General features: G+C 62.3%; 25 protein-coding genes. 12 read left to right on the forward strand and 13 right to left on the reverse strand.

Features of this window, described 5'->3' with window-relative positions:
- Window positions 1-332: 332 nt before the first annotated feature.
- Complete coding sequence (locus KHP07_RS00890; RefSeq protein WP_214496436.1) at window positions 333-1,520, forward strand: cyanate transporter; 1,188 nt, start codon at window positions 333-335, stop codon at window positions 1,518-1,520.
- Window positions 1,521-1,658: 138 nt separating this feature from the next.
- Window positions 1,659-2,594, forward strand: a complete 936-nt coding sequence (locus KHP07_RS00895; protein ID WP_214496437.1) for a LysR family transcriptional regulator — start codon at window positions 1,659-1,661, stop codon at window positions 2,592-2,594.
- 3 nt (window positions 2,595-2,597) lie between these two features.
- Here KHP07_RS00895 and KHP07_RS00900 read toward each other — a convergent pair whose 3' ends face one another.
- Together KHP07_RS00900 and KHP07_RS00905 are read right to left on the reverse strand one after the other, a co-directional pair.
- A complete protein-coding gene (locus KHP07_RS00900) occupies window positions 2,598-2,960 on the reverse strand; it encodes a 5-carboxymethyl-2-hydroxymuconate Delta-isomerase (protein ID WP_078047380.1) in 363 nt (120 codons plus the stop codon).
- A gap of 79 nt (window positions 2,961-3,039) precedes the next feature.
- Entirely contained in the window at window positions 3,040-3,963 is a 924-nt protein-coding gene (locus KHP07_RS00905; protein WP_078047379.1) for a LysR substrate-binding domain-containing protein, read from the reverse strand.
- 129 nt (window positions 3,964-4,092) lie between these two features.
- On the opposite strand from KHP07_RS00905, the gene KHP07_RS00910 reads away from it, so the two are divergent.
- Entirely contained in the window at window positions 4,093-4,269 is a 177-nt protein-coding gene (locus KHP07_RS00910; protein WP_177326536.1) for a hypothetical protein, read from the forward strand.
- On the opposite strand, the gene KHP07_RS00915 is transcribed toward KHP07_RS00910, so the two are convergent.
- From KHP07_RS00915 to KHP07_RS00945, 7 genes are all read right to left on the reverse strand, one after another.
- Window positions 4,224-5,549, reverse strand: a complete 1,326-nt coding sequence (locus KHP07_RS00915; protein WP_214496438.1) for an MFS transporter — start codon at window positions 5,547-5,549, stop codon at window positions 4,224-4,226. The two genes, KHP07_RS00910 and KHP07_RS00915, sit on opposite strands and share 46 nt — an antisense overlap.
- A gap of 55 nt (window positions 5,550-5,604) precedes the next feature.
- Window positions 5,605-6,927 carry an MFS transporter gene (locus KHP07_RS00920; RefSeq protein ID WP_078047378.1) on the reverse strand — a complete coding sequence of 441 codons (1,323 nt, stop codon included), beginning with the start codon at window positions 6,925-6,927 and terminating at the stop codon, window positions 5,605-5,607.
- Window positions 6,928-7,000: 73 nt separating this feature from the next.
- Window positions 7,001-7,879: an SMP-30/gluconolactonase/LRE family protein gene (locus KHP07_RS00925; protein WP_078047377.1), complete on the reverse strand. Its 879-nt coding sequence runs from the start codon at window positions 7,877-7,879 to the stop codon at window positions 7,001-7,003.
- A 65-nt stretch (window positions 7,880-7,944) separates the two neighbouring features.
- Window positions 7,945-8,877 carry a 3,5-dioxohexanoate:acetyl-CoA acetone transferase gene (gene kce / locus KHP07_RS00930; RefSeq protein WP_099492551.1) on the reverse strand — a complete coding sequence of 311 codons (933 nt, stop codon included), beginning with the start codon at window positions 8,875-8,877 and terminating at the stop codon, window positions 7,945-7,947.
- Window positions 8,878-8,944: 67 nt separating this feature from the next.
- Window positions 8,945-9,733, reverse strand: a complete 789-nt coding sequence (locus KHP07_RS00935; RefSeq protein ID WP_078047375.1) for an SDR family oxidoreductase — start codon at window positions 9,731-9,733, stop codon at window positions 8,945-8,947.
- On the reverse strand, window positions 9,730-10,452 hold the full coding sequence (locus KHP07_RS00940) for a GntR family transcriptional regulator (protein WP_078047374.1): 723 nt from the start codon (window positions 10,450-10,452) through the stop codon (window positions 9,730-9,732). The genes KHP07_RS00935 and KHP07_RS00940 overlap by 4 nt, the downstream gene beginning before the upstream one ends.
- A 210-nt stretch (window positions 10,453-10,662) precedes the next feature.
- Window positions 10,663-10,806: a hypothetical protein gene (locus KHP07_RS00945; RefSeq protein WP_164403684.1), complete on the reverse strand. Its 144-nt coding sequence runs from the start codon at window positions 10,804-10,806 to the stop codon at window positions 10,663-10,665.
- Between the two features lie 196 nt (window positions 10,807-11,002).
- Between KHP07_RS00945 and KHP07_RS00950 the strand changes: the two genes are divergently transcribed.
- Both KHP07_RS00950 and KHP07_RS00955 read left to right on the forward strand, forming a co-directional pair.
- Entirely contained in the window at window positions 11,003-12,310 is a 1,308-nt protein-coding gene (locus KHP07_RS00950; protein WP_078047372.1) for an MFS transporter, read from the forward strand.
- Window positions 12,307-13,065: a substrate-binding domain-containing protein gene (locus tag KHP07_RS00955; RefSeq protein WP_099492550.1), complete on the forward strand. Its 759-nt coding sequence runs from the start codon at window positions 12,307-12,309 to the stop codon at window positions 13,063-13,065. The genes KHP07_RS00950 and KHP07_RS00955 overlap by 4 nt, the downstream gene beginning before the upstream one ends.
- Here the strand turns inward: KHP07_RS00955 and KHP07_RS00960 are convergent.
- Entirely contained in the window at window positions 13,057-13,959 is a 903-nt protein-coding gene (locus KHP07_RS00960) for a LysR family transcriptional regulator (RefSeq protein WP_214496439.1), read from the reverse strand. The genes KHP07_RS00955 and KHP07_RS00960 overlap by 9 nt on opposite strands.
- 212 nt (window positions 13,960-14,171) lie before the next feature.
- Between KHP07_RS00960 and KHP07_RS00965 the strand changes: the two genes are divergently transcribed.
- From KHP07_RS00965 to KHP07_RS00995, 7 genes are all read left to right on the forward strand, one after another.
- Window positions 14,172-15,023, forward strand: a complete 852-nt coding sequence (locus tag KHP07_RS00965) for an STAS domain-containing protein (RefSeq protein ID WP_078047369.1) — start codon at window positions 14,172-14,174, stop codon at window positions 15,021-15,023.
- Window positions 15,024-15,025: 2 nt separating this feature from the next.
- Window positions 15,026-15,388, forward strand: a complete 363-nt coding sequence (locus KHP07_RS00970) for an STAS domain-containing protein (protein WP_017254285.1) — start codon at window positions 15,026-15,028, stop codon at window positions 15,386-15,388.
- Window positions 15,385-15,789 carry an ATP-binding protein gene (locus tag KHP07_RS00975; RefSeq protein WP_078047368.1) on the forward strand — a complete coding sequence of 135 codons (405 nt, stop codon included), beginning with the start codon at window positions 15,385-15,387 and terminating at the stop codon, window positions 15,787-15,789. The genes KHP07_RS00970 and KHP07_RS00975 overlap by 4 nt, the downstream gene beginning before the upstream one ends.
- The gene (locus KHP07_RS00980; RefSeq protein WP_214496440.1) at window positions 15,780-16,787 is read left to right on the forward strand and encodes an ATP-binding protein; all 1,008 of its coding nucleotides are present in this window, start codon (window positions 15,780-15,782) and stop codon (window positions 16,785-16,787) included. The genes KHP07_RS00975 and KHP07_RS00980 overlap by 10 nt, the downstream gene beginning before the upstream one ends.
- A complete protein-coding gene (locus tag KHP07_RS00985; protein WP_078047367.1) occupies window positions 16,780-17,643 on the forward strand; it encodes a sensor histidine kinase in 864 nt (287 codons plus the stop codon). The genes KHP07_RS00980 and KHP07_RS00985 overlap by 8 nt, the downstream gene beginning before the upstream one ends.
- On the forward strand, window positions 17,633-19,558 hold the full coding sequence (locus KHP07_RS00990) for a PAS domain-containing hybrid sensor histidine kinase/response regulator (RefSeq protein WP_100491306.1): 1,926 nt from the start codon (window positions 17,633-17,635) through the stop codon (window positions 19,556-19,558). The genes KHP07_RS00985 and KHP07_RS00990 overlap by 11 nt, the downstream gene beginning before the upstream one ends.
- 97 nt (window positions 19,559-19,655) lie before the next feature.
- Window positions 19,656-20,534, forward strand: a complete 879-nt coding sequence (locus tag KHP07_RS00995; protein ID WP_250883410.1) for a hypothetical protein — start codon at window positions 19,656-19,658, stop codon at window positions 20,532-20,534.
- Between the two features lie 69 nt (window positions 20,535-20,603).
- Here the strand turns inward: KHP07_RS00995 and KHP07_RS01000 are convergent, their stop codons facing one another.
- The 3 genes from KHP07_RS01000 to KHP07_RS01010 are packed head-to-tail and all read right to left on the reverse strand — an operon-like array spanning window position 20,604 to window position 24,201.
- Window positions 20,604-21,626, reverse strand: a complete 1,023-nt coding sequence (locus KHP07_RS01000) for a histone deacetylase family protein (protein WP_100491308.1) — start codon at window positions 21,624-21,626, stop codon at window positions 20,604-20,606.
- A gap of 12 nt (window positions 21,627-21,638) precedes the next feature.
- A complete protein-coding gene (locus tag KHP07_RS01005) occupies window positions 21,639-22,868 on the reverse strand; it encodes a Zn-dependent hydrolase (RefSeq protein ID WP_214496441.1) in 1,230 nt (409 codons plus the stop codon).
- A 13-nt stretch (window positions 22,869-22,881) separates the two neighbouring features.
- The gene (locus KHP07_RS01010; protein WP_214496442.1) at window positions 22,882-24,201 is read right to left on the reverse strand and encodes an MFS transporter; all 1,320 of its coding nucleotides are present in this window, start codon (window positions 24,199-24,201) and stop codon (window positions 22,882-22,884) included.
- Window positions 24,202-24,317 lie beyond the last annotated feature (116 nt).

Here is a 24,317-nt window from a genome sequence, read left to right on the forward strand (position 1 = left end):
GCGGGGGGACAGTTAGATTGTGGTCGGCTGTCAGGCCGCTTTCGCAGGCAAGCCAGCTCCCACATTTTTGGATCGCGGGGGGACAGTTAGATTGTGGTCGGCTGTCAGGCCGTCTTCGCAGGCAAGCCAGCTCCCACATTTTTGAATCGCGGGGGGACAGTCAGAGCGTGGTCGGCTGTCGGGCCGCCATCGCTGGCAAGCCAGCTCTCACATTGGATCGACGTCGTATCAGACCGCCCGCCTGCAATTTTTAGATAGCCCCTGCGACTTTCTCATTTGCCCCACTCCCCCACCCATGGCCTGATGCCCCCTTGTTCACTCAAGGCCGTCCCATGGAAACCGTCCACACCAAACCCACCACCGCCCTCTGGCTGATGATCAGCGTCGTACTGGTCGCCCTCAACCTACGCCCGTCAATGGCGGCGATAGGCCCACTGCTGTCATCGATCCGCGCCGACGTGGCATTGAGTTTCAGCAGCGCAGCCTTGCTCACCCTGTTGCCGGTAATGGCCATGGGCGTGGCGATGTTCTTTGGCATGGGCCTGGCCAAGCGCTTTGGCGAGCACCGCAGCATTGTGGTGTCGTTGCTGGTGATTGGCGTCGCCACGCTGTCACGGTTGTTCCTCGATTCGGCGCTGGAATTGATCGTCAGCGCCATCGCCGCCGGGGTGGGGATTGCGATGATCCAGGCGTTGATGCCGGCGCTGATCAAGTCGCGGTTCAGCGACAACGTCTCGCTGTTCATGGGCCTCTATGTCACCGCGATCATGGGCGGCGCGGCACTGGCGGCGTCGTTCGCGCCATTTGTGCAAACGCAGACCGGCAGTTGGCGCATCGGCCTGGCGATCTGGGCCGTGCTCGCCTTGCTGGCCCTGGCGTTCTGGTATGCGCAGCGCTCGGCGCTGCCGCCCCTGCCCCAAGCCGGCGCCGGCCCTCAAGAATCGTTTTTCGGCAATGGCCGCGCCTGGTTGCTGGCGATCTTCTTCGGCCTGGGTACCGCGTCCTACACCTGCGTACTCGCCTGGCTGGCGCCGTACTACGTGGAGCAAGGCTGGAGCGAACAGAATGCCGGGTTGCTGCTGGGTTTCTTGACAGCCATGGAAGTGGTGTCCGGATTGATCACGCCGGCCATCGCCAACCGTCGCCAGGATAAACGCGGTGTGGTGGCCGTGTTGCTGGTGCTGATCATCCTCGGTTTTTGCGGCCTGATTCTCAGCCCGCACCACCTGAGCCTGTTGTGGCCGTGCCTGCTGGGCCTGGGCATCGGCGGCCTGTTCCCGATGAGCCTGATCCTGTCCCTCGACCACCTGGACAGCCCCCGCCGCGCCGGAGGCCTCACCGCATTTGTGCAAGGTATCGGCTATCTGATTGCCGGGCTGTCGCCGCTGATCGCCGGGATGATCCGCGACCAACTGGGGAGCTTCGAATGGGCCTGGTGGTTGCTGACGGCGGTGATCGTGGTGATGCTGCTGATCGTCACGCGCTTCGACCCTCGGCATTACGCGAGGCATATCCGCTGACGTCGTGTTGCAAAAAGTATTTGTCTCACGCCAAACATAGAAACGCCCTACAGAGCTTTCTAATGGCACGCTCGTTCCGTTAAGCTTTTGCGTTGTCTTGTACTGAAGTTCGGTACAACAGGTTTACGGACGAAACCGATGTTAAACAGTAACTTGCTCAGAAAGCTCGATATGCAGGACTTGATGGTGTTTATCGCCGTCTACGACCAGAGCAGCGTTACCGAGGTGTCCGAAACGTTGTTTGTCAGCCAGTCCACCGTGAGCTACAGCCTGAAGAAGCTGCGCATCAGCTTTGAAGACGAGCTGTTTATCAATACCCGGGCGGGCATGCGGCCGACCTACAAGGCCACCACCATGTATGGCCATGTGCAGAAAATCCTCGAAAGCATCAACCTGTGCCACGCCGGTGGCCAGGCCTTCGACCCGACCCAGAAAGCCGTGACCTTCAATGTCTGCGCGCCGGAATACTTCGAACAGTTGATCCTGCCGCGGCTGTTGAAGAACTTCGACCGCGCCGACCTGCCGGTGATCGTCAATGTGCAGAAACTGGAAACCGACATCCCCGCCGATGACCTGCGTGACGGTCGCCTCGACCTGGTGATCTGCTTTGGCCCCAACTTCCACCGCGCCCACAAGGACTTCCGCACCCAGATGCTGCTGGAGGACGACCTGGTGTGCGTCTTCGACAAGCGCTCGGCCCCACGGGAGCCGGCTTTCAGCCTGCAATCCTTCGTCGAGCGGCGCCATGTGTTCCCCACGCCGTGGACCTCCGACACCAACATGATCGACGGCTGGCTGGCGCGTCAGGCCCACAAGCGCCAAGTGGTCGCCCGCGCCAATAGCTACAGCGCGGCGCTGAAAATGATCACCGGCACCGACTTCATCGTCACCCTGCCACGCCGCGTGCAAAAGCTGCTGGCGCCGGCGACGGTGTTCGGCCATTGCGAAGCACCCAACGGCTTGCCGGGGTTCACCCTGGAGATGCAGTGGAATGAAACCAGTGAACAGGACAGTGCCAATACCTGGTTTCGTGAGCAGGTGGTCAAGGTGTGTGCGGATCAGGGGCTGTTGTAAGCCTCAGCCAATGGCGATTTTGGTGTAGGACTCGCGGTCCATGTCTACCAACTGGACACTCAGCTGAACCTGTATATCCGCCGGCCAATCCCCAAGGTCCTGCAACGCCGCCAGCAGGCTTTCCGACAGCTGCTGCTTGACCTGCACCGACCGCCCGCTGAGCAGTGACAGCCTCAACGCAATAAAACCACGCGGGGCGAGGGAGGTTCCCACCTGGAAGCTCTCGACCTTGACGGCACGGCTTTTAATATCGGATTCGAATGCGAACTGCCCGGACACCATCAGCACGTTATTGAGCCGCAACAGGGTCTTCTCGACAGCAAGGCCTGTGAGGTTGGCGGTGTATTCCAGGTGCAGGTGCGGCATGGCAGTTTCCATGTTTGATGTAGGAAGATTCGTAGGTATATCACAGCGCCCCGTGCCCCAGGCATGAAAGCGCTGTCAGTCAGGGCTTGGCCGCCAGCCCTCGGTCGCTCATGAATGCTTCCAGGCGCGAACGCACCCAGCGCTCGGCCGGGTCGGTGTCGACATGGCTGAGCCAGACCATGGACAAATCCAGGGTCGGTGTCTCGAACGGAAACGGCTCGCAGAACAGTTGGCCCGACACCGCCATGGCCTCGGCGGTGTAGTCCGGCAGGCTGGCGATCAGGTCAGTGCCGGCCAACAACGCCGGCAGCGCGCTGTATTGCGGCACCGACAGCACCACGTGACGCTTGCGGCCGATTTCCGCCAGCCACTCATCGGCGAACCCGGACACGTTGGCGGTGTGGGACACCAGCACATGGGGCCGCGCGCAATATTCATCGAGGGTCAGCGGTGTGTCCGAGGCATCGGCGCGCAGCAAGCGCGGGCGGATATGGCGCAGCAGCTTGCGCTTGGCATTGGCCGGCAGGCCACGGGTCTGGGTGATACCGACGGTGATATCGCCGGAGGCCAGCAGGTCGGGAATGCGCCAGTAGTCCACATGCTGCACCACGAACACCACTTGCGGCGCTTCCTGGCGCAAGGCGCGCAGCAACGGCGGCAACAGGCCGAACTCGACATCGTCGGACAGGCCGATGCGAAAGGTCATGGTGCTGATGGACGGGTCGAAATCGTGGGTCAGGCTCAAGGCCGACGACAACGAATCCAGGGCCGGCGACAGGTGCTGGATGATTTCCTCGGCCCGCGCCGTCGGCTCCATGCGGTGGCCGACGCGAATGAACAGCGGGTCGTTGAATAGCGTGCGCAAGCGGTTGAGGGCCGAACTGATGGTCGGCTGGCCGAGAAACAGCTTCTCCGCCACCCGCGTCACGTTGCGCTCGAGCATCAACGCTTCGAACACCACCATCAGGTTGATGTCGGCCTTGCGTAATTCATTGCGATTCATCGGCGCCTGCCCCTTTCCCCAAGACAAGCCGCAGTTTAGAAAGCGCGGGGGCCTGCGTCTATGTGCGCACTGTTCATCCAGCGGCTTTGCGACTATAAATCAGCTCTCTAAGGTCGCAGGAACACCAACGTGCTGGTCATTCTTGCCCTGAGCCTCCTGCTCGGCGGGTGTTTGCTCTGGGCCATCAAGTTCATCGCCCATCCCACCGCCAGGACATTACTGCGCGTATTCGTCGGCTTATGCCTGGCGGCGGTCGTGGCCTACCTGGTGCTGGCTTCCGGGTTTCCCACCTCATTACTGGTCTGAGCCTCCTCCTGGCCCTGGCGCAGACGCAAGGCCGCCAGCGCCGCTACCACCAACACCAGCGCAATGGCTTTCAAGCCGTTCATCGCATTGCCGGTGCTCATCTCGATCGCGCCCATCACCGACGGCCCGACAAACCCGCCCAACAACCCGCAGGCGTTGACGAAGCCCAAGCCGCCCGCCAGTGCCACGCCCTTGAGGCGTGAAGCCGGGTACAGAAAGATGATCGACTGCACCACAAAGAACATCACCGCCGACAGGCAAAAGCCCAGCAGGCTGAACACCGGCCCCGACATCGATGCGATGGCCAACCCCAGCGCCATGGTCAGCAGCCCGCTGACCAACAACCGCCGACAGCGACCCGGCGTCGTGGCAAAACGCGGGATCAGTACTGCGCCGAGGGCCGCCGCGATCCAAGGCAAGGAGGTCAGCAGGCCAACACTCATGGTGCTCAATTCGCCGTACTTGCTGATGATGCTCGGCAGGAAAAAGATCACGGTGTAGATGGTGATCTGATGGCAAAAGTACACAAAGATCGCCAGCAGGATTTGCGGGGTCAGCCAGTTTTTCAACGAGTGGCCCCCCTCGCCTGCGCCCTCTTCGGTTTCCAGCGCAATGCGCTGTTCGATCCCGCGCGCTTCCTCGGCCGACAACCACGGCGCCTTGCTCGGACGGTCCGGCAATTTGCGCCAGACCACCCAGGCAAACGCCACGGCTGGCAGGCCTTCGAGCAGGAACATCCACTGCCAGCCATGCCAGCCGAGCATGCCGTCCATGCGCATCAAGGCCGCACCCACCGGGCCGCCGATGATGTTGGCAAAGCACACGCCGAGCAGGAAATAGCCGGTGGCGCGCGCCCGTTGTTCACGGTTGAACCAGTAGGTCAGGTACAGCATCACGCCCGGAAACAGACCGGCCTCGGCAATGCCCAGCAACAGGCGCAGCACGTAGAACGACGTCTCGCCTTGCACAAAGGCCATGGCCGCGGAGATCAGGCCCCAGGTCACCATGATCCGCGCGATCCAGAAGCGGGCGCCGACCTTGTGCATGATTAGGTTGCTGGGGATTTCCGACAGCGCATACGTGAGGAAAAACAGCCCCGCGCCCAGCCCGTACGCCGCGGCGGAAATGCCCAGGTCGACGTCCAGGTGATGCTTGGCCAGGGCGATGTTGGTGCGGTCCAGGAAGCTCAGGATGTAGGCGATGATCAGCAAGGGCATCAGCTTGACGAACATCAGTTTGTTCAACGCCTGCGGCTCGCGGGCGTGGGGGACGGTAGTCATCGGCAATTCCTCTTGGCGCCCCGCCAGCCAGGCTGGGGGGCGCATCGGTGTTGTTCTAGGAGTCGAGTTGCACAACCAGCGCCTGGGGGCGATGGGAAAACAGTTGCAGCAGTGCGCCGCCCAGGGCGCAGCCAGCCATCACGAAGAAGCACAGGGTGTAGCCGTGCAGCGTGGTCCAGCCGCCGCCCATGGCGATGATGCTGCCCATCAGCACCGGCGCCAGGCCGCCGCCGATGAACATTGCCGTCGTGATGATGCCGTTGGCGGTGGAGGTCGCCGACGACTCTGCCGAGTCGCAGGCCACCGCGTAGTAGATCGGCCACACTGCATTCGCCACCAGGCCGAACAGCAGTTGCACGACAATTATCAACGTCAGGGTGTTGGCGAAGTAGAACGCGCCAACACTCGCCGCCATCCACAGCCCGCAGATGATCAGGGTGGTGCGCCGGCCGATGATGTCCGACAGCGACGGCCACACCAGTTGCCCGAGGATGCCGGTGAGGGTGAACACCACGCTCATCCCCGCCGACTCGGCCAGCGACAACCCGGCGATGTTGTAGAGGTAGGCCGGCAGCACGATGTTCACGCCCATGTACACCACTTGGGTGAGCATCGTATTGCCCGCTGTCAGGGCGATATTGCGGTTGCGCAACGTGGCGACAAAGGTGCGCCAGGCTTCGCCTTTCACCGAACTGGCCGGTGCGTTGTCCGGCGGGGTCATGCCTTTGGCGGCGATGTCGACGTACAGCGCGGTGATGCGCTCGGCGGTGGAGTAACGCGCCCAGAAGATCATCAGCGGCAACGCCACCACGAAGGCGAAGAAGAACACGTAGCGCCAGTTCTCCTCACCAAACACGGTGATGACGAAACTCGCGACGATACCGCTGAGCATCGCCCCAATCGGGTAGCCGGTGTGGTGCGCGCCCAAGGCAAAGCCGCGACGCTCCACCGGCCACCATTCGGCGGTGTTGCTCACGCCCACCGGTTCACCCCAGCCGGCGCCGAGGTTGACGCCGACGCGCAGGGCAATAAAAGTGGCGAGGTTGCCGCTCAACGCCTTGAAGCCGGACAGGAACGAAATCGCGGTGTAGCCCAGCACCAGCGGCACCTGGAAGCGCGCACGTTTCCAGCCGCCACCGTAGCGGTCGCTCCACATCGACCCGGGAATATCCAGCAGCGCCAGGGCCAGCATGACCACCGTGGCCACGGTGCCCCATTGGTCGGCGGATAAATCGAAATGCTTGGAGATGGTCGGCCCCAGGCGCAGCACGATCTCACGGTCGTAGGCGTTGAGGATCCAGATCATCCAGCAGACCAGCAGCGACACCCAGGAATGCCGGTGAATGCTGCGCAGCGACGCTTTTTTTATAGTTGCCATGGGCCTCTCCAGGCGCGCGAGGGCGCGCACTGACACAAGGTTGCGAAGGAATATGCCTTGTCACACACACGCGCTAGCTGGCGAACCGTCGCTCGGCTATTCCTTGCACGCCCAACCCGGTAATGGCGAACAGCGCTCCGCGCTGCTGACCGTCTGCCGGAAAACGCGGCAGCGGCGGCTTGGCCATGGAGGTCACAAACAGGGTGTCGAGATTCGGCCCGCCAAAGGTCAGGCTGGTGACCTTTTTCACCGGCATCTGGATGATGCGGTCGACGTGCCCGTCGGGGGTGTAGCGCACCAGTTTTCCGGCGTAGACCAGCGCCTGCCACAGGCAGCCTTCGGCATCCACGGTGCAACCATCGGCGGCGCCCCCGCCGGAGGTGTCGACCTTGGCAAAGGTGCGACGATTGCTGACACTGCCGGTGGCCAGGTCGTAGTCGTAGGCCCAGATCTCGCCGGACCAGGTGTCGCAGAAGTAGAAGGTTTCACCCGATGGGCTCCAGCACGGGCCGTTGGACACGATGATGCCTTCGTCCAGGGTGTGCAGGCTCAGGTCGGCATCAAGCCGGTAGAGTTTGGCACTGGCGTTGTCTTCCTGGGTGTCCATGGAGCCGAAGATAAAGCGGCCTTGGCGGTCGACCTTGCCGTCGTTGAGGCGGTTGTCGGGCAGGTGCGGTTCCGGGTCGATGACCAGGTTGAGCTCACCGCTGTTGAGGTCGAGGGTGTGCACGCCGTTCTGCAGGGCGACGATAGCCGACTCACCGTGGCGGCGCAGGGCCATGGAGCCGATCTTCTGGCCCACGTCCCAGGCTCGCAGCTCGCGACCGTCGTCGGTGCAGCGCAGGATGCGGCCGTCGGCGCTGTCGATCCAATACAAGCGTTGTTGCTCGACGTCCCACACCGGGCCTTCGCCCAGGGTGGTCTTGACGTCGACGAGCACTTCGATACGCATGGTGTGATCCCCTTATTGTTGTTGTGCGGGATGCAGGCCGCGCCTTGACGCGGCGGTTTGTCGGGTTAGAAGTTGACCTGGTCGCGCCCCTTGAGCCCGAGGATTTCCCGCGCTTCATCCGGCGTGGCGACCCGGTGGCCGAGGGCTTCGATCACTGTACGAATGCGCCGTACCTGGTCGGCATTCGAAGCCGCCAGCTTGCCCGGGCCGTCCCACAGCGAATCTTCCAGGCCGACACGGGCGTTGCTGCCCATGGACAGGCCCATGGTCGCCAGCGGAATTTGCCCACGCCCGGCGCCGAGGATCGACCACACATAGTCGTCGCCAAACAGGCGGTCGGCGGTGCGGCGCATGTGCGCAAGGTCTTCCGGGTGGCCGCCGATACCGCCGCGCAGGCCGAACACCGACTGGATAAACAAGGGCGGCTTGAGCAGGCCGCGCTCCAGGAAATGCGCGGCGGTGTACAGGTGGCCGATGTCGTAACACTCGATCTCAAAACGGGTGCGGTTTTCGGCGCAGGAATTGAGGATGTGAGTGATGTCGCGGAAGGTGTTACGGAATATCCGGTCGTCACTGTCCTCCAAATACGGCCGCTCCCAGTCGTGCTTGAACTCGGTAAAGCGGTTGAGCATTTCGTACAGGCCGAAGTTCATCGAGCCCATGTTCAGCGACGCCAGTTCCGGCTTGAACTGCATCACCGGCTGCAGGCGTTCTTCCACACCCATGGTCGGCGCGCCGCCGGTGGTGATGTTGATCACCACGTCGCTGGCGGCCTTGATGTGCGGCAGGAATTCGGCGAACAGCGCCGGGTCCTGGCTGGGACGGCCATCAATCGGATCGCGGGCATGCAGGTGGACAATCGCGGCGCCAGCCTCGGCGGCACCGATGGCGGCGTCGGCAATTTCCTGTGCAGTGATAGGCAGATGCGGCGACATCGACGGCGTATGAATCGCACCGGTGACGGCGCAGGTGATGATGACAGGACGATTTTTGGACATGACGAATCTCCGACTTTTATTCTTATGAAAAAAATCCTGGGTGCAGCGCGATGTGTTCTTCCGTGGCTTACAGGTACTCGACGTTACCGTCGACGCTGATCGCCTGGCCGGTCACGTTGCGTGCGGCGGGCGAACAGAGGAACAGCGCCATGGCTGCCACGTCTTCGGCGGTGACCATGCGTTTGAGGGAAATCTTGTTGAGGTATTCCTGGCGCATCTCGGCTTCGGGCACGCCGACCTGCTCCGCACGCGCGCGGATCACGCCGTCCATGCGCGGGCCTTCGACGATGCCGGGCAGCAAGGCGTTGACGCGGATGTCGCTCTCGCCCAGCTCCGAGGCCAGGGATTTCATCAAGCCGACGATCGCCCATTTGGTCGCCGCGTAGGGCGTGCGCCACGCGTAGCCCAAGCGCCCCGCCACCGAGGCGATATGCAGCAGATGGCCGTGGGACGATTCCTTGAGCATCGGCACCGCGTGGTGGGCAAACCGGTACTGCGCGGTGAGATTGATGTTGATGGTGGCTTGCCACTCGGCGTCGCTGATCGCATCGATGCCACCAGTGGGCCCGGCGATCCCGGCGTTGTTGACCAACACATCGAGGCCGCCGAAATGCGCGCGCTGCACCTGGAACACCGCTTCGATCTGTGCGGCATCGCTGACATCGGCACGGGTGGCGACGGTGCCTGGGTATTTGTCGCGAAACGCGGCCAGGGCCGGCTCGCTTACATCACACACATGCACCTGGGCACCGGCCTCCAGATACGCCGCCGCCAACACTTCACCGATGCCGGCAGCCCCGCCGGAAATCAACACACGTAACCCAGGATAGGGCTGCAGCCGTTGTAGGACACTCATGCACGTTTACCTCCTGAAGCAGACGACCGCGCACGGTCGTTCTTGACGAGCAGGCGCGCCAGGGAATCGGCGGCCTGCATGATGTCATCGGTCACCGCCGCGCGTGCGCCAGCGCCATCACGGGCAGCCAGGGCTTCGACAATGCGCGTGTGCGCCTCCATCGAGCGTTGCAGGTGAGCTTTATCCGGGGCGACCAGCGCGAAGCACGGGCCCATGTGCAGCCAGAAGTTTTCCACGGCGGCCATGGTCAACTCGGCCTGGGCCACGGCGTAAATGCGCCGGTGAAAGGCAAAGTTGGTCCACAAGTAGCGGGACACGTCGACTTCGTCGGCGGCGTGCTGCATTTGCTGGCACAGGTCGGTGATTTCATCGAGGTCGGCCTTCTGCAGGAGCAACACGGCTTTTTCCGCCAGGAGCCCTTCGAGGGCGACCCGTGCATCGCGAATTTCCCGCAGGCGTTCGACCGTCATCAAGCGGACGCGCAGACGCGAGGTTTCGGTGACTTCAAAGGCGTTTTCGGCGCTGAGGCGCTGCAGGGCTTCACGCACCGGCATGGGGCTGGAACCGAGGGCTTCGGCGAGGCCGCGGATGGTGAGTTTCTGGCCGGGCTGGAAACGGCCACTCATCAACGCTTCGCGGATCTGGCGATAGACCTGGTCTTGCAAGGTATCGCGGGACACCTGGCGCAGGGTGGGCAGGAGGAGCGGACCATCTGTCATGAGGCAAAACCTGTGTTGTCGTTCTTATGGCCTCAATATGTGATCACAAATCAAATATGTCAAATAGTTTCCCAGACTCATGCGCGCGCACAACAATTGTGGGAGCGGGCTTGCCCGCGAAAGCGGTGGATCAGCCGACACATTAGTTGACTGACACACCGCATTCGCGGACAAGCCCGCTCCCACAGTTGGGTGGTGTTGAGCTTGAGGTCAGGGCTTGAGCGGACGTTCCTGGTCGCGCTCGGACAGCTCCGTCCCGTCATCGGGATGCTTCCAGGTCTGCGGTTTTTCTTCCTCCTGCCGCCGGGGTCGCTCGCGCTCCGGTGCGTCCTGCGGTGTGTGTTGGTCAGCCATTGCCACCTCCCATCCGTAAGAATTGGTCACGTCTTCAGCATAGAACAGCCGATGCGGTTTTGGCTTATAGCCGATTGATAGCCAATGAACATCAATCCATCCAAATTTGTCACTTATCATTTCTAAATGTGTCAGCCACTATTCCAAGTCTTAAGCGAAACAAGCACTTTAAAAAGAACGCTGGAGACACAAAACCATGACTAGCCCTACCCGGCCCGACTCTGCCCGTTCGAAAGTTGGTGCGGTATTCCGCGTGACTTCGGGCAACTTCCTCGAACAGTTCGACTTCTTCCTGTTCGGTTTTTATGCCACCTACATCGCTGCCGCGTTCTTCCCTGCCGCTAATGAGTTTGCGTCATTAATGATGACCTTCGCCGTGTTCGGCGCGGGCTTCCTGATGCGTCCATTGGGCGCGATCATCCTGGGTGCCTATATCGATGACGTCGGTCGCCGCAAAGGGCTGATCGTGACCCTGTCGATCATGGCCAGCGGCACGCTGCTGATCGTGCTGGTGCCCGGTTATCACACCATTGGCCTCTGGGCACCTTTGCTGGTGCTGCTGGGCCGCCTGTTGCAGGGCTTCTCGGCCGGCGCGGAACTGGGCGGTGTGTCGGTGTACCTGTCCGAAATGGCCACCCCCGGCCGCAAAGGCTTCTACACCAGCTGGCAATCGGGCAGCCAACAGATCTCCATCGTGGTCGCCGCCGCGCTGGGTTATGGCCTGAACGTGTGGATGGAACCGGCCGTGGTAGCCGATTGGGGCTGGCGCATTCCGTTTGCCATCGGCTGCGTGATCATCCCGTTCATCTTTATCCTGCGGCGCAACCTGCAGGAAACCGAAGAGTTCGCCAACCGCAAGCATCGCCCGACCATGCGCGAAGTGATGGCGACCCTGGTGAAGAACTGGACCGTGGTCATTGGCGGCATGCTGATGGTGGCCATGACCACCACCGCGTTCTACCTGATCACCGTGTACGCGCCGACCTTTGGCAAGACCGTGCTGCAACTGAGCACCTCGGATGCCCTGCTGGTGACCTTGCTGGTGGCGGTGTCGAACTTTGTCTGGCTGCCGATCGGCGGTACGTTGAGTGACCGTTTCGGTCGCAAGCCGGTACTGATCGCCATGACCGTGCTGACCGTTCTCACAGCTTACCCAGCGCTGTCCTACGTGGTGAACGCGCCAAGCTTCGCCCATATGCTGGAAACCCTGCTGTGGTTCTCCTTCCTCTACGGCCTGTATAACGGCGCGATGATCCCGGCCCTGACCGAAATCATGCCGGTGGAAGTACGCGTGGCGGGCTTCTCCCTGGCCTACAGCCTGGCGACCGCGATCTTCGGCGGCTTCACCCCGGCGATCTCGACCTGGTTTATTCACATCACCGAAGACAAGGCGTCGCCGGCCTACTGGATGATGTTCGCCGCACTGTGCGCGCTGTGCTCGACCCTCGCCTTGTATCGCCGCGCCAACGCTCGCGGGCAGGTGATGCAGGGAGCAGCGCAATGAAGGCACTGTTCAAGACCCTGACGGCCCTGTTCCTCGGCGCCCTGGCGCTGACGGCCCAGGCCGAACAGCTCAAGGTGATGACCTCTGGCGGCTTCACTGCCGCGTATAAATTGCTCGGCCCGCAGTACGCCAAGCAAAGCGGTGACAGCCTCGACACCATCCTCGGCCCGTCCATGGGCAAGGCGCCGGAAGCGATTCCCAACCGCCTGGCCCGTGGCGAACACGCCGATGTGGTGATCATGGTCGGCTACGCCCTGGATGAGCTGATCAAGCAGGGCAAGGTCGACCCAGCCTCCCGCGTGGAATTGGCAGACTCGCGCATCGGCCTGGTGGTGAAGGCCGGCGCGGCCAAGCCGGCTATCGGCACCGATGCCGAATTGAAGACCGTCCTGAGCAATGCCAAGTCGGTGGCCTATTCGGACAGCGCCAGCGGTGTGTATGTCGAGAAAGAGCTGTTCAAGAAGCTCGGCATGCCCGCCAAGGGCACCATGATCGAACGCCTTCCGGTGGCCGAGCAGGTCGCCAAGGGTGACTACGAAGTGGGCTTGCAACAGGTGGCGGAATTGTTGCCGGTGCCGGGTGTGACCTACGTCGGCAAGATCCCGGAAGATGTGCAATCGGTAACGCGCTTTGCCGCCGGCATCCCGGTCAACGCCGAGCACCCGGCGCAGGCCAAGGCGCTGCTGCGCTACCTGGCCTCGCCCGAGGCACAACCGGTGGTGCAATCCACCGGCCTGGACTCGGTGTCACGCTGAGCGGAACGGCATCTCCCGCACTAACCGCTCCAACTCCAGCGCCGCCGGCGGCAATGTCCGCCCGCGGCGTTTGATCAAGCCCACATTGCGCATCACCTGCGGCTCCACCAGGGGCACGCTCACCAGGATCGGGTGCTCCGTGGACGGCATCGCAATCGACGGCACCATCGCCACGCCCAACCCCGCCTCCACCAGCCCGATCATCGTGGTCACGTGGTGCGTCTCACAGATACTCGGCTTTTTCACCCGCACGCCGCGCAACGCCTGGTCCAACAGGAAGCGGTTGCCGGAGGTTTTGTCCACGCTGATGTAGTCGTGCTCATAGGCCTCGACCCAGGTCACGCTGTCGCGCTGGGCCAGCGGGTGGTCGCGGCGACAGGCCAGCACATAGCGCTCTTGCAGCAGCAGTTCGAACTCCACTTCATCGGCCAGGCTGCCGCTGAAACTTACGCCAAAATCCGCCTCGCCACTCTCCACCGCATTGCACACCTCGCCGGCACTGGCATCCAGCACCCGCAGGCGAATCTTCGGGTACAGCTTGTGGAATTCGGAGATCACATGGGGCATGAAGTAATACGCGGTCGACGGCACGCAGGCGATGGTGACATTGCCCATGCGCGTGGACGCCACATTGCTGATGCCCATCAGCGCCACGTCGAGGTCATCGAGCATGCGCTCGACCTGGGGCAGGAACGCGCGGCCGACCATGGTCAGGCTGACGCGCCGGGTGGTGCGTTCGAACAGCTTCACGTCGAGGGCGGTCTCGAGCTTTTCGATCCGCCGGCTCAGGGCCGGTTGTGAGATACGGATGGCCTCGGCGGCGCCGCGAAAGCTGCCCTTGTCTACCACGGCGCGGAAAGCCTGGAGGTCGTTGAGGTCGAAGTTGATGATCACGGGAAAGAAGCCAGAGTCGTCGGGATGGTGGGCATTATGGTATGGGTGTCGAGGAGAGTCACTGGCCGATCAGGGGTATCAATCTATAGTTCCAGAGCGCAATCGTCGTTTCCCTGCGCCGGCTGCGAACGAGTACGTCTGAAACAATTCTAAACAGATCAAATTAGTATAAATTGCGCGATTCGCATCGATGGCATTCATGGAGGTTACCCGTGGCAACTCTGCAAACGAACACTATTCAGGCACTGCAAGACAATCAAAGCGCCCTCCTTGCCGAATGGAATGCCAGCCTCGAGACTTCGGGGGCGACGCGCAACATCAAGGGCGACGACGTCAAACAGCAAACCCAGGAGTTCCTGAACCTGCTGGCGACTGCCCTGCAACAAGGCGGCTCGCAGAACACCGACCATGAAAACTGGGCAGAAACCCGAGTATTCCTGGAAAAACTGTCCCACAGTCGCGCCCTCGCCGGCCAGGACTCGCAGCAGACCGCCAGCTTCATCTTTGCCCTCAAAGGCCCGCTGTTCGCCCTGCTGCAGCGCGTGTACACCGAGCAACCGGCGCAGCTTGCCGAACAACTGCTGAAGATTTCCGAACTGCTCGACGCGCTGGGCATGCACACCATCCGCACCTTCCAGAAGTCCCGCGAGTCGGTGATCAAGCGCCAGCAGGAAGAACTGCTGGAGCTGTCCACGCCGGTGGTCAAGCTGTGGGATGGCGTACTGGCCCTGCCGATGATCGGCACCCTGGACTCGCAACGCACCCAAGTGGTGATGGAATCGCTGCTGCAGCGCATCGTCGACACCGGTGCTGAAATCGCGATTATCGACATCACCGGCGTGCCGACCGTCGACACTCTGGTCGCCCAGCACCTGCTCAAAACCGTCACGGCCATCCGCCTGATGGGTGCCGACTGCATTATCAGCGGCGTGCGCCCGCAGATCGCCCAGACCATCGTGCACCTGGGCCTCGACCTGCAAGGCGTGGTCACCAAGGCCAACCTTGCCGATGCCCTGGCCCTCTCCCTCAAACGCCTAGGCGTCACTGTCACCAAGGCCGTCTGAGTATGGAACGCATCCCTATTTTGCAGATGGGCGAATTCCTGCTCGTGACCATCCAGGTGGACATGCACGACCAACTCGCGCTGACCTTGCAGGACGACCTGTCCGAGCGGATCAGCCGTACCTCGGCGCGGGGCGTACTCATCGATATTTCGGCGCTGGACATGGTCGACTCGTTCATCGGGCGCATGATCGGCACCATTTCGGGCCTGTCCCGCATCATGGACGCCCAGACCGTCCTGGTGGGCATGCAGCCAGCCGTGGCAATTACCCTGGTGGAACTGGGCATGACCCTGCCCGGCGTCGCCACCGCACTGAATGTAGAGCGCGGCATGAAACTGCTGCGTGACCGGGTAGAACACTCATGACCCAAGCCAGCAGTGGCACCCACCCGGTGCTGATCGAACAGGACGTCGTGCTGGCTCGACAATTGGTCCGCAAACTGGCCCAGGACTGCGGCATGCGCCTGATCGACCTGACCAAACTGGTCACGGCGGTCAGTGAGTTGGCGCGAAACACCGTGGTGTATGGCGGTGGTGGCTACATGGACTGGGCAGTGATCGAAAAAGACCACCGCCCCGGTGTACGCCTGACATTTCGCGATGAAGGGCCGGGCATTCCCGACCTGAAGCTGGCGATGACCGACGGCTGGACATCCGGCAGCGGGCTCGGCCTGGGGCTTACCGGGGCGAAGCGCCTGGTGGATGAATTTGAACTGGACACCGAGCCAGGCAAGGGTACCTGCGTGACGATCACCCGATGGGCCTGAACATTCCCAGCGCCCTCACTCACGTGTTGTTGATCGAGGATTCCAGCCAGATCGGCCATGCCCGGCGCGTGGCGCAGCGGTTCTCCGAGCAATTGGGTTTCGACGAGACCGATGCCGGCCGCGTGGCCTTGGTGGCGACTGAACTGGCCAGCAATGTCCTCAAGCACGCCGACCATGGCGCATTGCACCTGCGCGCCACGGGGAACGGAGGCGTCGAACTGATTGCCATGGACCGTGGGCAAGGCTTTGATCTGGACAGTTGCCTGGTGGACGGGTTTTCCACCGGCGGCACCCAGGGTATCGGCCTGGGCGCTATCTCACGCCTGGCCCAGGTGTTCGAAGCGCATGCCGATCAGCGTGGCACGGCGATCATGGCCAGGCTGTACCCACGCGGCTCGACGACGAAAGACATTCGCTACGGGGTCAGCCAGCACTCGCTGCACGATGATCCACACTGCGGCGATGCCTGGCACTTGGCAATCGAACCCGGCCGCTTCAGCGTGATGATGGCCGACGGCCTTGGCCATGGCGAGCATGCAGAGCGCGCGGCCAGGGCCGGGGAAGACGTGTTCGCACGGTATGCCTTTGCGGATTCGACGGTGTTGATGAACGACATGCACATCGGCATGAACGGCACCCGAGGTGGCGCCATGGCCGTGGCCCAATACGATGCCCATGCCGACAACCTGCGGTTCACCGGCGTCGGCAATATCGGCGCCAGCCTGATCGGGCCGGGCAAGTCGCGCGGCCTGGCGTCCCATCCGGGGATCGTCGGGGTGCAGTTTCGCAAGGCACAACCCTTCGACTACGCTCAAGTGGCCGGCCAGTTGTTGATCATGTACAGCGATGGCCTGCAATCACGCTGGAACCTGTCGGACTATCCGGGGCTTGTTCATCGCCATCCGGCCCTCATTGCCGCCATCCTGCACCGCGATTTTTGTCGCGGCCGGGATGACGTCACCGTCTTCGTGATTGCCCTGGAGGCCATTGATGGCTGACACCACCGCCTCGCTCACCGCTGAAATCCAACACCTTCGCCAGGAAGCGGATAACCTGCGCGCCGAATTGGACGAAACCAACCAGGGCGTGTTGGCGCTGTACGCCGAGTTGGATATGCAGGCCGATCAGCTGCGCCAGGCGTCGGACCTGAAAAGCCGCTTCCTGTCCTATATGAGCCATGAGTTCCGCACGCCGCTGGGCTCGATCCTGAGCATCACCAGCCTGCTGGCCGATGAGCTGGATGGCCCGCTGAGCCCGGAACAGCACACCCAGGTCGGTTTCATCCGCAGCTCGGCCCGCGAACTGCGCGAGATGGTCGACGACCTGCTGGACTTGGCGAAGATCGAAGCCGGGCGTATCACTATCTCCCCGGCCTGGTTCGATATGTTCGACCTGTTCTCGGCACTGCGCGGGATGTTCCGGCCGATTGTGGATGCGTCGTCCGTCGACCTGATCTTCGAAGAGCCTTCCGGCCTGCCCAAACTCTATACCGATGACAAGAAGCTGGCGCAGATCCTGCGCAACTTTATCTCCAATGCCTTGAAGTTCACGGTGCAGGGCGAAGTGCGCGTGTCGGCGCGCATGGAGAGTGACCACGAAATCCGCTTTGCCGTACAGGACACCGGCCTGGGCATACCGGGCGAGCTGCATAACAACCTGTTCGAAGACTTTTCCCAGATCGATTCCCCGTTGCAAAAACGCCTGCGCGGCACCGGCCTAGGCCTGTCCCTGTGCAAGCGTTTCGCCGAGCTGCTGGGCGGTCGCGTGGGCGTAGAAAGCACACCTGGCGTGGGCTCGCTGTTCTTTGTGATCATTCCTCTGTCCATCGCCAGCGAGAACGTCGATGAAACGTGACATTCAACTCTTGATCGTGGACGACAACGCCGCCACGCGCTACGCCCTGCGTCGGCGCCTGGAGCGCCATGATTACGCGGTGCTCGAAGCCGGCACGGGCCAGGACGGACTGGACCTGATCGCGAAGGAAAAGATTGATGCACTGATCCTCGACGTCAACCTGCCGGACATGAGCGGCTTCGATATCGTGCGGCGTTTGCGCAGCGATCCGGCCACGGCGTTGCTGCCGGTGGTGCACGTGTCGGCCGCGTCGATCGAGACCGGTGACATCATCACCGGCCTCAACGCCGGTGCCGACGCTTACCTGATCCATCCGGTCGACCCTGACGTCTTGCTGGCGACCCTGCGCACCTTGCTGCGTGTGCGCGACACCGAATACGCCCTGCGTGAAAGCGAGGCGCGCTTTCGAGAGATCTTCTTCAATATCAGTGCGCCGATCGCGGTGATGGATGCACAGCTCAAAGTGCACGAATGCAACCACGCGTTCGCCCAACTGATCCACGACAACCTCAACCCGGATGCCCTGCTCGAATGCTTCGCAGACGGCCAGCACGCGGTCATCCACGAACTGTGCCTGCGCCTGACAGCCGGTGAACGCTGGAAGGGCACGCTGCAGATGAAAGTCGACGGCGAACTGCGTGAGACCGAGTGGCAGATTTCACCCTATCGCCGTGCCGAACTGAGCCTGGTGTTTGTCGAAGATGTCACCGAACATCGCCACCGCGAGCGCCACCAGCAGGCCGAGCTGGCCAATGCCGCCAGCCAGTTGGCACGTACCGAAGCGCAACTGCTCCAGGCCCAGAAAATGGATGCCCTGGGCAAACTGACCGGCGGTATCGCCCATGACTTCAACAACCTGCTGACCGGGATCATCACCAGCCTGGAACTGATCAAGAAGCGCATCGTAAGCAACCGTACCGACAAGGTCCTGGGTTACGCCGATGCAGCACTCAGTTCAGCCCTGAGTGCCGCCGGCCTCACCAACCGTTTGCTCGCTTTCGCCCGCCAGCAGCCGCTGGACACCCGGCCGATCGATATCAATGCGCATATTCGCTCCCTGGAAGAGTTGCTGGTGCGCACCATCGGCGAACACATCGCCTTGAAACTGGAGCTGACCAACAACCCCGCCGTGGCGATGGTGGACCCGATCCAACTGGAAAGCGCGGTGCTGAACCTGGTGATCAACGCGCGGGACGCCCTGCCCCAGGGTGGCATTGTGTGGGTCACGACCTACCAGGCGTTTTCCAATGGCAACCTCAAGCTGGAAAACGGCCCCTACATCGCCCTGTCGGTCAGGGATAACGGCGTGGGCATCGAGCACAGCGTGATCGACAAGGTGTTCGACCCGTTCTTCACCACCAAGCCGGTGGGCCAGGGCACCGGCCTGGGCCTGTCGACCATCTACGGGTTTGCCCGCCAGTCCGGTGGTGATGCGCAGATCCGCAGCGTCACCCGCCAGGGCACCGAGGTGACCATCATGCTCCCCGCCGCCGATGGCCCCGCCGCCTCGACCACCAAGACATTGGCAGTGCCGGGTAACAGCAAGGGTGAACACATTCTGATCGTCGAAGACATGCCCTCCGTGCGCAGCTTCGTGGCCGAGGTGCTGGTCGACGCAGGTTACCGCTGCAGCCTGGCAGCGGACGGTGACGAAGCACAGGCCGTGCTGCAGGCCGACCCGAGCATCAACCTGCTGCTCACCGATGTCGGCCTGCCATACATGACCGGCCGCGAGCTGGCCGACCATGCACGCGCCCTGCGCCCCAACCTGCCCATTTTGTTCATGACCGGCTACGCCGAGAACGCAGCGAACCGACAGAACTTCCTGGGTGAGAGCATGGACTTGATCACCAAGCCGTTTCACATCGATGAGCTGCTGGAAAAACTCAGGCAAGGTCTGGAGCCCCAGGACTAGGCACTGATAAAGGGGACAGCGGGTTTCCCACACGTGAAGTTCTTCGACAAGCTTGGTAGGGTGGTCGGCGTTTTTCCCCGGCTACTGGCAATCATCGATGACCCTCTCTTCCAAAAAATACCCGGCACTGCGATTTGGCCTGCGCGCAGCAGGCCTGCTATGCGTCGCGACCCTGGGCTTTTTTACCTGGCAAAGTTACTACCCCGTCAGTGCCGCCGACGGTTGGACGGTGCAGGTGGTGCACCGCGACGTCCAGAAAGCCGCCGCGCTGCTGCCCATGGCGGACGGCTCGCTGGTGGTCAGCCAGGAACTCGACAAGGCCAAGGGCAGCATCGTGCGCATCCACCCGGACGGCACCCGCGACGTGGTGGTGGCCAACCTGTCCAAGCCCGACGGTCTGTTTGCCACCCGTGGCGGCTGGGTCTTCAGCCAGGAGTCCGCCGCCCTGCCCGTGAGCTTCGTCAAGGACGGCGTCGTCACCGAACTCTTCCAAGGTGAGAGTGTGCAGGGCCTGTGGGATGACGGCGACTACTTGTATGCCATAGAAGACCGCAAGCCCTTCGGGCGATTGCTGCGCTATCGCTGGAGTGACCAGACCTTGAGCGTGCTGCGCGACCAGGTGGAGGAAGGCGAATCCATCGTTCGCTGTACTGACGGGCGGATGCTCTACAACGAGAAGAAGAAAGGTGTCGTGCGTGAACTCAGCGCAGACGGCAGCGACCCGGTGGTGCTGAGCCACCTCAACCAGCCGAGCTTTTTGATGTGCGATGAGCGCGGGCTGTGGGTCAATGAAGACGCCACCCATCGGGCGCGGTTGTTGCTGATTGATAAGCAAGGGCGCCAGCGGACGATTCTGTCATTCCTGAAAGCACCACAGTCGATCGTGCCGACGGGCCAGGGGACTTACTTGCTGGCCGAAGGCGGGAGAAACCGAGTGTTGGAACTGGTACCCGATAAGCACACGGCATCACCGTGAAGCACACGCCAACTTGAATCGCGCCAGTGCCTGCAGAACGCTGAGTTCGGCAGGCTTTTGCGTTTCTGGCTACACCCAGGCCTGCGGCCCACTGAAAAACGCCCGCGCATTACTGTCCAGCGTTTCCAGGTGATACCCGCCCTCCTGCACGACCACACAGGGCAGTCCCAGCCCGCGAATGCTTTCGCCCAACCGCGCAAACCCTTCGCGGGTGACCGCAACTTTGCTCTGTGGGTCCAGTTCGTAGATATCAAAACCCAGCGACAGCACCAGTACGTCCGCCGAGAAGTCCTTCACCGCCGCCAGGGCCAGTTGCAGTTTTTCGAAGAACACCGCCTCGCTGGCACCGTGGGGCATGGGCAGGTTGAGGTTGAAGCCTTCACCCGTCGCGCTGCCGCGTTCTTCGGCAAAGCCGGCGACACCCGGGTAGAAGTTGGTGGGGTCACCGTGGATCGACACATACAGCACATCATCGCGGTCATAGAAAATTTCCTGGATGCCCTGGCCGTGGTGCATGTCGGTGTCGAGCACGGCGACGCGCTGAAAGCCTTCGCGCAAGGCCTGGGCAGCCACCGCTGCGTTGTTGATGTAGCAGAAACCTCCCGCTGCATCGAAGCGGGCGTGATGGCCGGGTGGACGACACAGCGCATAAGCGGCCGGGGCACCCTCGAGGACGTCTTTGGCAGCCGCAACGGCGCTCTGGGCTGACCAGTAGGCCGAGCGCCAGGTGAGTTCTCCAATGGGGCAACTGCCGTCCGCCAGGTACCGCGCGGCCTGGGCGAGGATGCCGCGCAGGGCGTTGGGCTCGCGCACGAAGATGTTGGACATGACTTCGTCGCCCCAGTCTTCGGGGACTTCCTTCCAGCGTTGGTGGGCCTCCTGGAGGAAAGCCAGGTAAGGCGCGCCATGCACGGCCAGCAGTGGATCGAGACCATGGTCCTGGGGTTGCTGGATATCGAAGCCCAGGGTTTGCGCGGCCAGCAGCAGGTTGCGGGCGCGCTCGGGGACTTCCTGTGGCGTGCGCATCTGGCCACGGGAGTAGTAGCTGCGCGGATGGTGCAGGAGTTGTTCGGGGTGGAAAAACGTTCGCATCAAAAAGTCTCCTTACTGAGCCTGGCCGGCGCGTTTCAATACGGCGTTGAGCAATACGTCGGTGCCCTGGCGCACATCCTCGGGCAGTACATCTTCGGCTTCATTGTGACTAAGGCCGCCGACGCACGGGATGAAGATCATCGCGGTCGGGCAGTAACGCGCCAGGTGGATGGCATCATGGCCGGCGCCACTGACGATGCGCTGCTGGCTATAACCCAGGGTGTCCACCGAGGTTTGCACGCAGGCGACGCACTCGGCGTCGAAGGGCGTCGCCGGGCTGATCCAGTGCGGGGTCACCGTCACGGTCAGGCCGCGTTGCTCGGCGATGGCCTGCACCTGTTGGCGCACCTGGCGCTCCATGGCGTCGATCTCACTGTCGCGATGATGACGCAGGTCGACGGTAAAACTCAGCAATCCTGGAATGGTGTTGCGCGACGATTTGGCGATGCTCAATTCGCCGACGGTGGTCAGGCCTTCCGGGGCAAAGTCCGCTGCCAGCGTTTCCAGCGCCTGGATCATTTGCGCGGCGCCATACAACGCATCTTTACGCAGCGGCATCGGCGTCGTGCCGGCGTGGGCCGCCATGCCTTCGACGCGTACATCCAGCCAGCGAATCGCCTGGCCGCCGGTGACCACGCCGATGCTCTTGGCATTGTCTTCAAGGATCGGTCCTTGCTCGATGTGCGCTTCGAAATACGCATCCACGGCACTCCCCAATGGGCGTGAACCGTTGTAGCCCGTCACGCGCAATGCCTCGCCCACACTGACGCCAGCGGCATCGACAGTGGCCAGGGCCTTGTCCAGCGCCAGGGTGCCGGTGAACACCGCGGAGCCCAGCATGGCCGGGGTGAAACGGGCGCCCTCTTCGTTGGTCCACACGGCAATTTCCAGGGGTTTGCGGGTCTGGATCCCTTGGTCGTCGAGGCTGCGGATCACCTCCAGGCCAGCCAGCACACCGTAGACACCATCGAAGCGCCCACCCTCGGGCTGCGTGTCGAGGTGGCTGCCGATCAGCACCGGCGCCGCGTCTTTATCCGTTCCGGCACGCCGGGCAAACAGATTGCCGATGGCGTCGACGCTCAGGGTCAACCCGGCGGTTGTGCACCAGTGGCTGAACAGTTCACGACCGGCTTTGTCTTCGGCACTCAAGGCCAGGCGGCAACTGCCACCGCGTGCCGTAGCGCCGATCTCGGCCATGGCCATCAGGCTGGCCCACAGGCGCTCGCCGTTGATCTTCAACATTGCAGACTCTCCATCAAACGCTATGGGCCATCTCAAGACGGTGAGCGGTGGCGTGACGGCGCGACAACGCCAGTACGCACACCAGCGAGACCGCCGCGATCAAGCTGTAAAACACTGCCATCGGCCACCATTGGCCTTGGTATTCATGGGCCAGCCAGGTGCCGATCAACGGCGTGAGGCCACCGGCCAACGCGCCGCATACCTGGTACGCCAGGGAGATCGCGGTATAACGCACACGGGTTTCAAACAGGCCGCTGACAAAGCCGGCAATCACCGCGTAAAACGACGCCATGCACACCACCGCGAGGGCAATGCCGAGGATGATCAAGGGCGCCTGGCCACTGCTGACCAACACGAACATCGGGTAAGGCGACGCCATGGCCAATAGCGTCATCGCGCACAGGAAGCGCGTGGCACCGACCTTCTCCGCCACCCAAGCGGCCAGGGGCTGGACGCAGAACTGAATGATGGCAACGAAGAACAGACACTCCAGAATCAACGAGCGCGGCAAGCCCAATTGCTGAGTGCTGTAGGCAATCATGAAGGTATTGGTGAAATACACACCGGCAATGCCCAGGGTGTTGGCACCGATGCACAGCAGCAACGGACGCCAGGCGGTTTTCAGCACTTCGATCACTGGGGCCTGGTCTTGCTTGATCGCTCGCGCTTTTTCCGCCAGGGCTTTGTCTTCGAGAAACTCAGGCGACTCATTCACGCCCAGGCGAATCGCCAGCCCCACTACAAGCAGCAAGGCGCTGGCAAGGAACGGCAAGCGCCAGCCCCAACTCAGCAACGCGTCTTCCGGCAAGCGGGTGACTGCGCTGAATGCCAACAGCGACAGGATCAACCCCGCCGGGCTGCCCAACTGCGCGAAGGAGGCAAAGAAGTTACGCCGACCTTTCGGTGCATGCTCACCGGCCATCAACACCGCGCCACCCCACTCGCCGCCAACGGCAATGCCCTGCACCACGCGCAGCAGGATCAGCAGCACCGGTGCGGCGGCACCGATCTGTGCGTAGGTCGGTAGCAGACCAATGCAGACAGTGACCACCCCCATCATCACCAGGGTAATCACCAAGGACTTCTTGCGCCCGATCCGGTCACCGATGTGCCCGAACACAATGCCGCCCAACGGCCGTGCGAAGAAGCCCACGGCAAAGGTGCCGAACGCGGCCATGGTGCTGAACAGTTTGTCTTCGGAGGGGAAAAACAGTTGGCCAAACACCAGCGCGGCGGCAGTGGCGTAGATGTAAAAGTCGTACCACTCGATCATGGTGCCGATAAAAGCGGCGGCCGCAGCACGGCGAGGCTGGGGCGAAGCGGAAGGCTTCATGGGGCTGGCTCCTTTGTTTATTTTTTTGGCAGGAGAAAGGTCGAATGCATGCGCTCTGATGGCGCTTGTTGAGGGTGATTTTTCGTCCCGGGGCTATGATTAGTCAATTTTCTATT

The organism is Pseudomonas sp. VS40, assembly GCF_018587885.1.
In the GTDB taxonomy this organism is placed as follows: domain Bacteria; phylum Pseudomonadota; class Gammaproteobacteria; order Pseudomonadales; family Pseudomonadaceae; genus Aquipseudomonas; species Aquipseudomonas pergaminensis.

Coding starts and splice junctions, on each gene's coding strand:
- KHP07_RS00890 (WP_214496436.1), top strand. CDS start 333: ATGGAAACCGTCCACACCAAACCCACCACCGCCCTCTGGCTGATGATC.
- KHP07_RS00895 (WP_214496437.1), top strand. CDS start 1,659: ATGTTAAACAGTAACTTGCTCAGAAAGCTCGATATGCAGGACTTGATG.
- KHP07_RS00900 (WP_078047380.1), bottom strand. CDS start 2,960: ATGCCGCACCTGCACCTGGAATACACCGCCAACCTCACAGGCCTTGCT.
- KHP07_RS00905 (WP_078047379.1), bottom strand. CDS start 3,963: ATGAATCGCAATGAATTACGCAAGGCCGACATCAACCTGATGGTGGTG.
- KHP07_RS00915 (WP_214496438.1), bottom strand. CDS start 5,549: ATGACTACCGTCCCCCACGCCCGCGAGCCGCAGGCGTTGAACAAACTG.
- KHP07_RS00920 (WP_078047378.1), bottom strand. CDS start 6,927: ATGGCAACTATAAAAAAAGCGTCGCTGCGCAGCATTCACCGGCATTCC.
- KHP07_RS00925 (WP_078047377.1), bottom strand. CDS start 7,879: ATGCGTATCGAAGTGCTCGTCGACGTCAAGACCACCCTGGGCGAAGGC.
- kce (WP_099492551.1), bottom strand. CDS start 8,877: ATGTCCAAAAATCGTCCTGTCATCATCACCTGCGCCGTCACCGGTGCG.
- KHP07_RS00935 (WP_078047375.1), bottom strand. CDS start 9,733: ATGAGTGTCCTACAACGGCTGCAGCCCTATCCTGGGTTACGTGTGTTG.
- KHP07_RS00940 (WP_078047374.1), bottom strand. CDS start 10,452: ATGACAGATGGTCCGCTCCTCCTGCCCACCCTGCGCCAGGTGTCCCGC.
- KHP07_RS00945 (WP_164403684.1), bottom strand. CDS start 10,806: ATGGCTGACCAACACACACCGCAGGACGCACCGGAGCGCGAGCGACCC.
- KHP07_RS00950 (WP_078047372.1), top strand. CDS start 11,003: ATGACTAGCCCTACCCGGCCCGACTCTGCCCGTTCGAAAGTTGGTGCG.
- KHP07_RS00955 (WP_099492550.1), top strand. CDS start 12,307: ATGAAGGCACTGTTCAAGACCCTGACGGCCCTGTTCCTCGGCGCCCTG.
- KHP07_RS00970 (WP_017254285.1), top strand. CDS start 15,026: ATGGAACGCATCCCTATTTTGCAGATGGGCGAATTCCTGCTCGTGACC.
- KHP07_RS00975 (WP_078047368.1), top strand. CDS start 15,385: ATGACCCAAGCCAGCAGTGGCACCCACCCGGTGCTGATCGAACAGGAC.
- KHP07_RS00980 (WP_214496440.1), top strand. CDS start 15,780: ATGGGCCTGAACATTCCCAGCGCCCTCACTCACGTGTTGTTGATCGAG.
- KHP07_RS00985 (WP_078047367.1), top strand. CDS start 16,780: ATGGCTGACACCACCGCCTCGCTCACCGCTGAAATCCAACACCTTCGC.
- KHP07_RS00990 (WP_100491306.1), top strand. CDS start 17,633: ATGAAACGTGACATTCAACTCTTGATCGTGGACGACAACGCCGCCACG.
- KHP07_RS00995 (WP_250883410.1), top strand. CDS start 19,656: ATGACCCTCTCTTCCAAAAAATACCCGGCACTGCGATTTGGCCTGCGC.
- KHP07_RS01000 (WP_100491308.1), bottom strand. CDS start 21,626: ATGCGAACGTTTTTCCACCCCGAACAACTCCTGCACCATCCGCGCAGC.
- KHP07_RS01005 (WP_214496441.1), bottom strand. CDS start 22,868: ATGTTGAAGATCAACGGCGAGCGCCTGTGGGCCAGCCTGATGGCCATG.
- KHP07_RS01010 (WP_214496442.1), bottom strand. CDS start 24,201: ATGAAGCCTTCCGCTTCGCCCCAGCCTCGCCGTGCTGCGGCCGCCGCT.